The sequence below is a fragment of the Catalinimonas alkaloidigena genome, assembly GCF_900100765.1.
Classification (GTDB): Bacteria; Bacteroidota; Bacteroidia; order Cytophagales; family Flexibacteraceae; genus Mooreia; species Mooreia alkaloidigena.
The window spans coordinates 825,507-838,778 of record NZ_FNFO01000001.1 but is presented as its reverse complement, the minus strand read 5'-3'; the positions used below and the strand labels follow the sequence as shown (position 1 = coordinate 838,778).

General features: G+C 60.2%; 6 protein-coding genes. 3 read left to right on the top strand and 3 right to left on the bottom strand.

All coding sequences use genetic code 11. The features are described 5' to 3' along the window. Positions 1–2 precede the first annotated feature (2 nt). The 3 genes from BLR44_RS03210 to BLR44_RS03200 all read right to left on the bottom strand — a co-directional run bounded on the left by BLR44_RS03210 (position 3) and on the right by BLR44_RS03200 (position 5,200). The gene (locus BLR44_RS03210) at positions 3–3,407 is read right to left on the bottom strand and encodes a SusC/RagA family TonB-linked outer membrane protein (RefSeq protein ID WP_089678890.1); all 3,405 of its coding nucleotides are present in this window, start codon (positions 3,405–3,407) and stop codon (positions 3–5) included. A 43-nt stretch (positions 3,408–3,450) separates the two neighbouring features. Next, the gene (locus BLR44_RS03205) at positions 3,451–4,455 is read right to left on the bottom strand and encodes a FecR family protein (protein WP_089678887.1); all 1,005 of its coding nucleotides are present in this window, start codon (positions 4,453–4,455) and stop codon (positions 3,451–3,453) included. Positions 4,456–4,606: 151 nt separating this feature from the next. Further along, a complete protein-coding gene (locus tag BLR44_RS03200) occupies positions 4,607–5,200 on the bottom strand; it encodes an RNA polymerase sigma factor (protein ID WP_176955879.1) in 594 nt (197 codons plus the stop codon). A gap of 304 nt (positions 5,201–5,504) precedes the next feature. On the opposite strand from BLR44_RS03200, the gene BLR44_RS03195 reads away from it, so the two are divergent. The 3 genes from BLR44_RS03195 to BLR44_RS03185 all read left to right on the top strand — a co-directional run bounded on the left by BLR44_RS03195 (position 5,505) and on the right by BLR44_RS03185 (position 13,264). Then, positions 5,505–7,862 carry an ABC transporter permease gene (locus BLR44_RS03195; protein ID WP_089678881.1) on the top strand — a complete coding sequence of 786 codons (2,358 nt, stop codon included), beginning with the start codon at positions 5,505–5,507 and terminating at the stop codon, positions 7,860–7,862. A 239-nt stretch (positions 7,863–8,101) separates the two neighbouring features. After that, positions 8,102–10,552 (top strand): ABC transporter permease, encoded by a 2,451-nt coding sequence (locus BLR44_RS03190; RefSeq protein ID WP_089678878.1) that lies wholly within the window; start codon positions 8,102–8,104, stop codon positions 10,550–10,552. 276 nt (positions 10,553–10,828) lie between these two features. After that, positions 10,829–13,264 (top strand): ABC transporter permease, encoded by a 2,436-nt coding sequence (locus tag BLR44_RS03185; RefSeq protein ID WP_089678875.1) that lies wholly within the window; start codon positions 10,829–10,831, stop codon positions 13,262–13,264. Positions 13,265–13,272 lie beyond the last annotated feature (8 nt).

Sequence of the window (13,272 nt, the reverse complement as noted above, 5' to 3'; positions counted from 1 at the left end):
AATTAAAGGGTTACGTTCACGCCCAGGCTCACCGTTTTGGTGTGCGGGAACTGCCATGCTTCAATGTTCACCGATTCAGGATCGGTCAGCCCGTCCTTCTTCAGTTGGTCGAACGTCAGGAGGTTGTAGCCGTTCACAAAGACGCGCAGGTTCTGGATACCCGCTTTCGACACCAGCGTGTTCGGCAGCGTGTAGCCCAGCTCGACGTTTTTCAGGCGCAGGAAAGCCACGTTACGCAGCCACAGCGTGCTCAGCACCGTGTTGCCCCGGTTGTAGGCCGGCAGCGGCGCGTCGGGGTTGCTTTCGCTCCAGGCGTTTTCGAGGAAGTAGGCCAGGCCGTTGTTGCCGTTGTTGAACGTGTAGCGCAACTGCGACTGCACCCGCGCCTGCCCCTGGAACAGCGCATTGAAGTCGAATCCTTTGGCATCGGCACCCAGCGAGATGCCGTATTGCAACTCAGGAATGGCCGTGTTGTTCAGGCGAATGCGGTCGGCATTGGTAATTTCGCCGTCGCCGTTCACGTCACGGTAAATCGGGTCGCCTAACACAGCGGTGCCGTTCAGGCCGGGATACGTGTCCAGGTCGTTCTGGTTCCGGTAGATGCCGATGAACTCATACCCGAGGGTATAGCCGATCGGGTATCCTTCCTGCGACTGGTAGTCTTCCGGATACACGCCCTGGTCGTCGATGAACAAGACTTTGTTGCGCGCGAAGGTGAGGTTCCCCCCGATGTTGAAGTTGAACGCGTTGGTGGTATGCCGATAAAGCGCCTGCGCCTCGAAACCACGGTTCTGCACGCTCCCGATGTTTTCGTCGGGCAGGTCGATGCCCGTGTAGTCCGGGATGGTCACGTTGCGCGGTGCCAGAATGTTGTCGCGCTTGTCGGCGAAGACGTCGAGCGACAGGGTCAGCTTGTCTTTCAGGAAGCCGGCGTCGACCCCGACGTTGATGCTACGCTTGGTTTCCCAGGTGATGTTGAGGTTGGGCACCACGCCCGGCACCAGTACGTTCGCCCCGCTGCCGCCAAACACATACCCCTGGTTCGGTGCCGCAAAGCTGAACACGTTCAGGTACTGGAACGGCGCAATGCGGTCGTTCCCCAGAATGCCCCACGAGCCGCGCAGCTTCAGGTTGCTTACCACGGGGTTGCCTTTCAGGAACGCCTCTTCCGAAATACGCCAACCCAACGTTACGCCGGGGAACGTCCCAAACTGCTTGCCCTGCATGAAGTTGGACGAGCCGTCGTAGCGCAGGATGAACTGCGCGATGTACCGGTCCATGAACGTATAAGAAATACGCCCGAAGTAGTTCTGACGGGCTTGTTCGAAGGCCCGTCCGTCGTTCTGCTGGTTGTCGCTGTTGGCGCTACCGGCAAAAAGCTGGTCGATCTGGTCCGACTCGTAGCCTTTGCGCTGTACGTAGAAGCTGTCGATGCGCAGTTCGCTCTGTTCGTAGGCCACAAAGGCAGAGATGTCGTGCAGCCCGAACGTCCGTTCGTACGCGAGGCGGGTGTTGAGCGTCACGCGCTGGCTGTTGGCATCGGCTACGCGCAGGTACGTGTCGCCCAGCGAAGGCCCGGCCTTGTACGGTTCCGGTTGCCCGTCGCCGTCGTTATCCTGGTAATAGGTGTACTGCTGGAACCACTTTTTGTAGTTGCTTTCGATGAAGTCGATGGCCGCAAAACCGCCCAGCGACAGGCCTTTCACGCCCGGAATCTGGTAGCTGGCCGTCATGGTGCCGTTAAATACGTTCCGCTTCAGGTTGTCGTACCCGGGGCCCTGCGCAATGGCCAGGGGATTTTGCCGCTCGCGTCCGATGGCCGGCAGGCCGTTGAGGGTCGCGGGCAGGTCGGGGGCCGCACGGATGGTCGACGCATAGATGGTCGCGTCGTCGTACTGCAGCCAGGTCCGGTTTTCGCGCCGGCCGGCCAGATCCAATCCCACCTTGAAGCGCTCCGAGATTTGCGCGTCGATGTTGGAACGCACGTTGTACTGGCGGTAGCCGGTGGTTTCGTCGCTCTGAATCAGCCCGTTCTGGTAGGCAGTTCCGGCCGAGAGGAAGTACTTCACCGCTTCGGAGCCACCGTTGACGGTCAGGCTGTGGCGGTTTTGTACCGAATGCGATTTGTACACTTCGTCGATCCAGTCGGTGCTGGGGGCCGAGCCGTTTTCGAATGCCGCAATCTGCGCATCGGTGTAGATCGGGGCCTGGCCCTGCTGCTGGCTCCAGGTATTGACGCTGCGTGCGTACAGCGCGGCATCGGCCAGTTCAATTTTGCGGGTGGGGCTCACAAAGCCCTGCGTAAAGGCGTAGTTGATCACCGGTTTGCCCGTTGCACCACGCTTGGTGGTAATCAGGATGACCCCGTTGGCCGCCTGCGCACCGTAGATCGCCGCCGACGCATCTTTCAGGACCGTAATGGTTTCGATGTCGTTCGGATCGATGCGCGAAATGCCGTCGCGGTTCGCCACGCCGTCGATGACGATCAGCGGTGCCGTGTTGCCGGTCGTTCCCTGGCCGCGGATCAGGATGCGCGCGTCGTCGCGACCGGGTTCGGCGTTCGTCTGGTTCACGATCAGGCCCGGCACCCGCCCCGACAGGGCATTGGAAACCGAAATGGCCGTGCTCTCTTTGATCTCCTTGTTGGAAATCTGTGCGATGGAGCCCGCCACTTCTTTCTTTTCCTGCGTTCCGTAACCGATCACCACCACTTCTTCCAGTGCTTTCACGTCATCTTCCAGCGTCAGGTCGATCACGCTACGGCCGCCTACTTCCACTTCCTGCGACAGGTAGCCTACGGCCGAAATCTGTAGCGTGGCGTTGTCGCCCACGTTCAGGGAATAGCGCCCCGTTACGTCGGTGATGGTTCCGTTGCTGGTGCCTTTTTCGATGATGTTGACGCCCGGAATCCCTTCGCCGCTGGCGTCGGTGATGACCCCGCTGATGGTGGCCTGTACCTGCGTCAGGGCCGAGAACGCCACCGACGGACGCGCCGGAACGGACGTCAGCGCCAGCTTCCGCACGTCGGACGACCTGGCGCTGCGCGAACGCGGTGCCATTTTGATGACGTAGTTCTGGTTGTCGATCTTCTTGAATTTCAGGTGAAATTCTTCCAGCAGAAGTTCAAGGGCGGCTTCGGCCGAAGGCTGTTGCAGCCAGTTGCGCGAGTTGACCAATTGCCCCTGCACCACGTCGTCGGTGTAGGTAAAGTAGACCTGGTGGCGGTCCTGGAGCGTCGAAAGCGCCTGCTTCAACGTCAGTTGCTTTTCCGGCTGCGCCACTTCCGGCTGTTGGTAGGCCAGCGTTTGCGCTACCTGCTGCGCCATACTGCCCGTGGCGGGTAACGCCAGCGCCATCCCCCACAGGAGCCACCGGAATGGGCGATAGATGGGTATTGATTGCTGCATAAAAGACTAGAAATTTAGATGATTAAGTACTGATGAGGTAAGGTTATTTTGAAGAAGAAGCCGAGACAAAATGCAGGTGCTTTCCGTCGCGCTGCACTTCCACGTCCAGCGATTCTTCCAGCAGGCGGAGCAGCAGCTCCACGTCGTTGCGAATGGCCCGGGTGGTGATGCGTTTTTCCAGCAGCGTCGAGTCCTGCACCGACACCTCGAAGCCGTAGTTGTCTTCCAGCACGGCGATGACGTCCTGCACCGGCGACTCCTGGAAAACCAGCTGTTGGTTCTTCCAGGCGATGTGCGGCAGGGTGTCGACCGGCGTCGCGTGCGAGTATTCGCCCCGCACCACTTCGACCAGCTCGCCGGGGTGCATCACGAGGGGGGCCTGGTTCTGTTCCGACGTCAGTTCTACCCGCCCGGAGTTCAGCACCACCCGCGCCTGGCGTTCGCGCTGCCAGACGTTGAACCGGGTGCCCCGCACCGCGACGGTCACCTCGTCGGTCAGGACCTGGAACAGTTGATGATGTGTTGTATGCACCACGTCGAAGTAGCCTTCGCCGGCCAGCCACACCTGCCGTGGGGCGTCGGTGGGCCACGCTTTCGGCATCCGCAAGCGCGAGTTGGCGTTGAGAATGACCGTTGAACCGTCGGGCAGTTGGATTTCCTTCTGCTCGCCGAAGGCCGTCTGGTACTCGACCCAGCGGTACTCGACCCGGTAGTAATACAGCGCCACGGCTGCCGCCAGCAACAGCGTTACGGCCGCCGCCAGCGGTTGCCACCGGCGGCGCCACAGCGACACAACAGGGCGGGCGGGCTGCGTACGGGTTTCGATGGTCTGCCAGAGATCGGTCAGGTCGGCCTCCGAAAAGGCGTTTTCCTCTTCGCCGAAGGCCAGCACCAGTTGCCGGGCCTCGTCGAGCAAAGATTTTTTCTCCGGGTTACGGCGCAGCCAGGCGGTCCAAAAGGCCTGGGTCTCTTCGTCGGGGTGTTGTACCCACCGGATAAAGAAAGGATCGGTCACGAAGTCGTGTACCGAGAACTGCAAATAGTCCATTCAGTTAGGAGGAGCGTTTTGTACGGGTAGAGAGCAAGGGGCGCGTTTGTGCCCCTACCTTATGCAACTTTTTTTTCGAGGCGCTAAAAAAGGGCTGATCTAGGGCACGAAAGGCGGTCGGGATACGGTTGCACGCGTCCGGCTGCGTACGCTAGCCCAGCAACAGACACAACAGAATCAGGGAAAAGGTGAGCGTAGGAAAGTTTTTGCGCATGTGCTCGATGGCCTTGTACATCAGTTTGTAGACCGAGCGGGTGTTGATGGCCATCACTTCGGCCACATCAGGAAAATCCAGTTCGCAGTAATAGCGTAAAAAAATGGCCTCGCGCTGCCGGTCGGGCAGCGCCTCCATGGCTTTGGTCAGCCGCTGCAGGGCAAGGCCCCGCTCCTGTTCCTGAATCAGTTGCCGCTCGACCGACATTTCGGTAGCGGACTCGTCGGTCCGTTCCAGGCCGAGTGCCCCGTAGCGCGACGTACGCGCCTGCAACAGTTGCCGCCGCAGGCTGATGAGCAGGTAGGACGGCAGCGAGCGAACCGCGCCCAGGCGCATCCGCTTTTCCCACAGGTAGACGAACAGGTCCTGGACGGCATCGCGCACGCGCTCCTTGTCGTGCACCAGCCGCATGCCGTACTGCGTCAGAAGTTTGCCGTAACGCTGGTAAATGGCCGCAAAGGCTTCCCGGTCGCCCGCCTGAAACCGAGCCCACAGGTGTGCATCAGACAGCAAAGGGGAATGATTCGACACGTCTCTAGCAGTTTGCCCAGCCACAAACAAAAAGGTCTTTTAGAATCGGGTAGCGTTGCCGCGACTTTCAACCGTGAAAGATCTTCAATATTATCAAAATTTTACCCAACTGCATAAAATGTGCGCTCGCCGGGCATTCCAAAGGTTTGCGCACACCTGCTGTCCGTCTGCGCACACCCGGCGTTCGAATCTGGACACTGGCCGACCGACCGAACAGGGTTTGGCCCGTCTGCGCCCCCTCCACGCAGATTGGCAGACTTCTTGGCATGGCCCTAGCGCACTCGTCCCCTAAACCGCGTTCTCTATGCTGCGCAACTACCTCGTTACCGCCCTTCGCAACTTCTGGAAACAGAAAGGATACACGTTTCTGAACCTCGCCGGTCTGACCCTGGGCCTGGCCACCAGCCTGCTCATCCTGCTGTGGGTTCGCGACGAACTGCGGTTCGACCGGTTCCACACGAACAGCGATCAGCTCTACCGGATCATGGAGAACCAGACGTACTCCGGGCAGTTGTTCACCTTCGCCGCGACGCCGGGCCTGCTGGCGCAGGCGCTGAAAGACGAGCTTCCCGAAGTGACGCACGCCACACGCACCACGTGGGGCGGCGACACCAAACTGTTTCGCGTGGGAGATCAGCGGTTTAAAGAAGAAGGCATGTATGCCGACCCGGACTTTCTGGAGATGTTTACGTTTCCGTTCGTGGTGGGCAATCCGAAGTCGGTGCTGAACGACGTTTCGTCCATTGCCCTGTCGGAAGCCCTCGCCGCAAAGTACTTCGGGAGCGCGCAGGCAGCTCTGGGCAAAACGCTTCAGCTGGACAACAAAGAGGTCTACACGGTGCAGGGCGTTTTTGCCGACGTGCCCAAAACGTCTTCGTTCCAGTTCGACTTTCTGCTGTCGTTCGAAGTGTACATGAAAGAAAACACCTGGTTGGAAGAATGGGGCAACAACGGCATCCGCACGTTCATTCAACTGGCCGACGGCGCTTCGCCCGAGGCCGTCAACGAGAAGATCGCCGACTTCGTCAAGCAACGGAACGAAGGCTCGGTGGTCACGCTGTTTGCGCAGTCGTTTCCGGAATCCTACCTGCACGGCGAGTTTAAAGAAGGCCAGCAGACCGGCGGGCGCATCGTTTTTGTGCAGCTCTTCGTGGTGGTGGCCCTTTTCATTCTGCTCATCGCCTGCATCAATTTTATGAACCTGGCCACGGCCCGCTCCACCCGCCGGGCCAAGGAAGTGGGCGTCCGCAAAGCCATCGGGGCCGAGCGCGGCCTGCTTGTCGGGCAGTTTCTGGGCGAGTCGATTCTGCTTGCGTTTCTCTCCACGCTGCTGGCCCTCCTGGTAGTGGAAATTATGCTGCCTTCGTTCAACGAACTCACCGACAAAGCGCTGGCGGTACCGTACGACAACTTCGTTTTTCTACTGATTCTGGCCGGGATTGTCCTCTTTACCGGACTGCTGGCCGGGCTCTATCCGGCGTTCTACCTCTCCTCGTTCAACCCGGTCAGCGTGTTGAAAGGCACCTTCCGGGTCGGGTCCGGGGCGGCGTTTCTGCGGCAGGGGCTGGTGGTGTTTCAGTTCGTCCTGTCGATGGTGCTGATCGCCGCGACGGTGGTGGTCTACCAGCAGATCCAGTACATCAAGAAAAAGGACCTGGGCATCAACCGCGAGAATCTCATTTACTTCCCGGTTACGCCGGGGGTGCAGGAACACTTCGACGCTTACAAGGCCGACCTGCGGCAGATGCCCGGCATTCAGCAAGTGGCGCTTTCCAACCAGAATCCGCTTTCGGTCGGCAGTTCCACGCAGGGGCTGGAGTGGGAAGGGAAAGATCCCGAGACGAAGATTTTGTTTCAGGTGGTGCAGATCAGCTACGATTTTCTGCCCACGGCCGGCATTCAACTGAAAGCGGGGCGCGACTTTTCGCAGGCGTTCTCGACCGATACGTCCAACATCCTGATCAACGAAGAGGCGGCGCGGCTCCTCGGTTTCGACGACCCGGTCGGGCAACCCATCACGTTCTGGGACCGGAAGGGGCAGATCATCGGCGTGGTGAAGAACTTCCACAGCAACAACCTGCACGCGGCCATTGAGCCGCTGGTACTGACGCTGCGCCCGGAAAACACGTGGATGGTGATGGTCCGCACGCAACCGGGCGAGACGCCAGCCGCCCTGGCCAGCCTGGAGGCGCTGCACAACCGTTACGATGCCGACTACCTGTTCGAATACAACTTTCTGGATCAGGAATTTGAGCGCATGTACCGCTCCGATACGCTGGTCAGCAAACTGGCCTCTTACTTCGCCTTCATCGCCATCTTCATCTCGTGCCTCGGGTTGTTCGGGCTGGCCTCCTACACCGCCGAGCGCCGCCGCAAGGAAATCGGGGTCCGCAAGGTACTGGGCGCTTCGGTGCCGCATCTGCTGGTGCTGCTGTCGAACAGCTTCACGAAAATCGTGCTGATTGCCTTCGTCGTCGCCACGCCGCTAGGTTGGTGGCTGACGCAACAGTTCCTCGATCAGTACGAGTACCACATGCCCCTTTCGCCGCTGGTGTTTGTCCTGACCGGTATCCTCGCGCTTCTGATCGCCTGGCTGACGGTGGGCTACCAGAGCGTCCGCGCCGCCACGTCCAATCCGGTGAATTCGCTGAGAAGCGAGTAGTGAAATGAGTGAATCACTGAATCATAGAATAAGTGAATAGCGCGAGGCGCAGAGAGTGCGGGGGGCCGTATTCAGTGGGCAGTGAATGCATAGGCTTGAACGGTGAGGTAGCTGAGTTGATGCTTGGCGATGAGCTGGGTTTGGCTACTTCCTGCTTGCATTCAGCCTTATTTTCAACGAATTCCTGATTCTTTCCATCATAGTCCATCACCTTATCCGCTACATCCTAGTTCAAGACCATGTTCCGCAACTACCTGCGCGTGGCGCTGCGCAACCTGCGCAAACACCGCACCTTCTCGTTCATTAATCTGTTTGGGCTGGCCGTCAGCATGTCGGTCTGCCTGCTGTTGATCCAGATCGTCAACAACCAGCGGAAATACGACTCTTTTCACGAAAAGGGCGACCGGATTTATCAGGTGCTGGCGAAGCCCTCCCCGCAAAACGCCCGCTCCAACACGACGCCCGGACCGCTGGCCGAAGCCTTGACGCAGGACTACGCCGTGTCCGAACGGGTGACGCACCTGATGACGGGTTTCGGGGGCGATGCGCTGGTGGGCGAACCGACGACGTTGCGTGGCCTCTACGCCGACTCGTCTGTCTTCGAGGTATTTAGTTTTGAACTGGAACGGGGCAATCCGCTGACGGCGCTGCGCGAACCACGTTCGATTGTGCTAAGTGCAGAAGCGGCGGCGTTGCTCTTTCCGGGACAGGACCCGATGGGCAAAACCTTCGCCTTCGAAGACCGGCACCTGCATCCGCTGGCGGTGGAAGATACGGAAGGCGAAAGCGTGCCGCTGGGTGCGTTTACGGTGACGGGCATCCTGAAAAAGACGCCTCGTCCCTCGCACCTGCCGATGGAGTCGCTCGTGTCGGCGTCCACACTGGCGTCGCTGGAGCGGGAAGGCATCCGCCCCTCCCTGCTGAACGACTGGCGCAATTTCTTTCAGACGTATACCTACGTGCTGCTGCGCGAAGACCAGACGCCTGACCAGTTGCAGGCGGCCCTCGACGGGGTGGCGAAGCGGTACCTCCAACCGCTGTCGGATCTGAACGAATTTCAGTTTTCGTTCCGGCCGCTGGCCGAGATCACGCCCGGCCATCTGTACAACAACCCCATCAGCATCGCGCTGCCCATTGAGGCGTACTATTTTCTGGCGTTCTTGGCCTTTCTGGTGATGAGCGCCGCCGCGCTGAACTACACGAACCTGACCGTCGCGCGGGCGCTGACGCGAGCCAAAGAGGTAGGCGTACGAAAAGTGACCGGTGCGTTGCGGAGCCATCTGTTCGTGCAGTTTATGGGCGAAGCCGTGCTGACCGCGCTGCTGGCCCTGGTACTGGCGGTGGCGCTGCTGAATGCGCTCAAGCCTGCCTTCACGCAACTCTGGTTCAACCAATACCTGAAACTCGACCTGACGGCCGAATGGGACGTATACGGATGGTTTATTTTGTTTGCCGTGGGTGTGGGCATCCTGGCCGGGATTTTCCCGGCGCTTTACCTGACGCGCTTCCAGCCCATCCAGGTGCTGCGGCGGTTCAGTGCGCAACGTCCCGGCAAACTCACCCTGCGCAAGGTGCTGACCGTGGTGCAGTTCAGCCTCTCGCTGGTCTTCATCATCAGCACGCTCCTGCTCCGCCAGCAGGTGCAGCACTTCCTCCACTTCGCCTACGGCTTCAATCAGAACAACGTCGTGAACATTTCGCTGCAGGGCAACGACTACGAGCGCGTACGGACCGCACTGCTGAAGTCGCCGCAGGTGGCGGAGGTGTCGGGCAGTTACTACGTGCCCAGCACCGGGTTTACGTCGGGGCTCGACGTGCGCGGGCCGGGCAAGACGGAATTCGAGAACCTGAACGATTTTGCCGCCGATGCCCGGTTCTTCCACAACCTGGAGATTCCGTTGGTGGCCGGTCGCCTTTACGACGACGCGCAACCCGAAACGGCGGCCCATTACGCGCTCCTGAACGAACAGGCGGTGCAGCACTACGGCTTCGCGAGTCCCGAACAGGCCCTCGGGGCCGAGCTTGTCGTGCGCGACATGCCCGAAGGGGCGGAAGAGCGGACCTTGCAGGTAATCGGGGTGTTGAAGGATTTCCAATACGGCACGCTGATCGAACCGATCCGGCCGCTGATCGTGCAGTACCGCCCCGCGTTGTTCCGCTACGCACAGGTGCGGCTGCAGGGAGATGCCCTGCAAAGCGCCATTGCCAGCCTGCAGGCGCAGTGGCAAGAGGTCGATCCCGTGCACCCGATGAAGTACCACTTCTACGACGAACAGTTGAAAATCAACTACGGCCTGTTGCAGGACGTGACCGCCATCGTCGGATTCTTCTCGTTCCTCGCCGTCGTAATCGCCTGCCTCGGTCTGCTGGGCATCGTCACCTTCACCGCCGAAACGCGCGTCAAGGAAGTCGGCATCCGCAAGGTACTGGGGGCCAACGTCACGCAAGTCGTGCTGCTGCTGTCGCGCGGCTTCCTGCAACTGCTCGGCATCGCCGTGCTGATCGCCACGCCCCTCGCCTACTTCGCCAACCAACTGTGGCTGCAAAACCTCGCTAACCGCGTCGACATCGGTGCGGGAATCTTATTTCTCGGCATCTGCATCATGCTTCTGCTCGGACTGCTGACAGTCGCCTCGCAGACGTGGCGGGTGGCGCGGGCCAATCCGGTGAACTCGCTGAAGAGTGAATGACAGAATACGTGAATCATAGAATGATTGAATAAATGAATAGCGACGAGGCGCAGAGGGCGATGCGCTTGGCGGAGAGGACGGAGAGCATTGCCGCTGGTGCATCCACACATTACTGTCATCTCGATCGCCTATCTGTCATCTCGAACGTATGTGAGAAATCTTCTAACTTCTGAAAATAGATCTCTCACGTTGTTCGAGATGACAAAATCGTGAGATCTAGAAACGAACTAACACCGACCTGCCACCTGAAACGTTTGACCTGAAAGCCTTTTAACCATGTTCCGAAACCATCTGAAAGTCACCCTTCGCAACCTGAAGAAACGGAAAGTCTTTTCGCTCATCAATCTGCTGGGCCTGGCGCTCGGCATGGCGTGTTGTCTGCTGCTGGGCGTACTGCTGCGCCACGAGTGGGCCTACGACCGCTTCCAGGAAAAGGGCGACCGGCTGTTTCGGGTGGTGACGCAGGTGCGGCAGACCGGCGAAGAAAGCTATAGCACCAACTCGACGACCGGCTGGCCGCAGGGGCGGGCGCTGGCCGCCGACTACCCGGACGTGGAAGCGGTGACGTATCTGCGGCCATGGCACCCGTTTTTCCTGCACGAAGGCGTGCATGCGGCGGAGGAGCTGCTATTTGCGGAACCTACCTTTTTTCAGACCTTCACTTACCCGCTGGCAAAGGGTGATCCGGCCACGGCGTTGCAAGCGCCGAACTCGATTGTGCTGACACCCGCACTGGCCGCGAAATACTTTCCGGAACGGGAGGCGCTGGGCCAAGTGCTGACGGTGAATGATTCCACGGCCCTGACGGTGACGGGCGTGCTGGACCCTACTTCCGGTCCGTCGCACCTTGCCTTCTCTGGACTGGTGTCGTTCGGTACCCTGTGCAGCCTCAGCCCGGGCTACTGCGAGGAGGAGTTTGCGTCGGGTTGGTTCGACCTGAACATCTGGACCTACGTGCTGCTGCGACCTCAGGTGGACGTAGCCGCATTTGAAGCCAAGATACAGGCCCTACCCATGCGCAAGGTGGGCGACGACATCCGCGCCATTGGGTACGAAATGAACCTGGGTCTGCAGCCGGTGCAGGAGATCTACTTTTCGCCTTGGGGCAACGGCCTCGGGCCAAGCGGCGACCGGCGCTACCTCTACCTTTTGGGAGCGGTGGCCCTGTTCGTGCTGACCGTGGCGGCCATCAACTACATGAACCTCGCGACCGCCCGGTCGGTGGAGCGTGCCAAGGAGGTAAGCCTGCGAAAGGTGGTCGGTTCGAGCCGCCGTGCGCTGATCGCGCAGTTCCTGACCGAGTCGGTCGTGCTGTGCGGCCTGGCGGTGGTGCTGGCGTTTCAACTCATGCTGCTGGCGCTGCCTTACTTCAACCAACTGACCGAACAGGCCTTTACGTCGAGCGATCTACTGGCTCCGCCCCTTCTCCTCTTTACCTTCTGCCTCGTGGTCGTCCTGGGTGGTCTTGCGGGGTTGTACCCAGCGGCGGTGTTGTCGGGTTTTAAGCCCGCCGAAGCGCTGAAAGGCTCGTTCTCGACCAGCCGACGCGGCGGGCGGTTGCGGCACGGACTGGTGGTGTTTCAGTTTGCGCTGTCGGGTGTGCTGATCGCCGCCACGCTGGTGGTGCTGCAACAGGTCGATTACATGCAGGGGCAATCGCTGGGCTTCGACCGCGAACAGGTGCTGATCTTAGAAGCCGGCACCACGCCCGGCCCGCTGCGTTATCAGCAACGCGACGCCCTGATGGCATCGCTGCAACGGATTCCCGGGGTGGAAGTCGCGTCGGCGACCGGCGCGCCTCCCGGCTACGCGGGATGGGGCGGGCAAATCTGTTTTCCGGAAGGACGGCCGCGCGAGGCGGGCATGTCGGTCGAGTTCGTCCCGGCCGATCACGACTACGTCAAAACCTACGGATTGGACCTGATGGCCGGACGCGACTTTGCCGTGGGCCGTGACCGCGTTCCGGTCGATACGATTACGATCCAGAACCCGCTGCTGATCAACGAAACGGCCGTGCGGGAGATGGGCTGGGAAACGCCAGAAGCGGCGCTGGGCAAAACCATCGAGTCGCCCTCCGGCGCACCACGCGGCACCGTCATCGGCGTGTTGCAGGACTACCATCAACACGGGTTGCAAACCCGCATCCGTCCGGTGGTGCTGAGCCTCTATCCTTACTCCGAATACTACGCACTGCGGCTCGCGCCGGGGCAAATCCAACCGGCCGTCCGGCAAGCCGAACAGGTCTGGCAGGAATTCTTTCCAGGCTACGCCTTTCAATACGAATTCCTCGACGACGCCTTCGATCAACTCTACCGGTCGGAAGTGCGGCTCGCGCGCATCTTCTCCACCTTCGCGGGGCTATCGATCTTCGTGGCCTGCCTGGGCCTGTTCGGGTTGGCGGCCTACGCCACGCAACAACGCACGAAGGAAATCGGCGTCCGCAAGGTGCTGGGCGCGACGGTGACCGATCTGGTGGGGATGCTCTCCAAAGACTTTCTGAAACTGGTGGGGCTGGCCTTTCTGGTGGCGGCTCCCCTCGCCTACTGGCTCCTCGACCGCTGGCTCGACGACTTCGCCTACCGCATGCCGCTCGGTCCGGGGCTGTTCCTGCTGACGGGCGTCCTGATGGTGCTGATCGCCTGGCTGACGGTGAGCGTCCAGAGCCTCCGCGCCGCCCAGGCCAATCCGGTGGACTCGCTAAAAAATGAATGAATCATTGA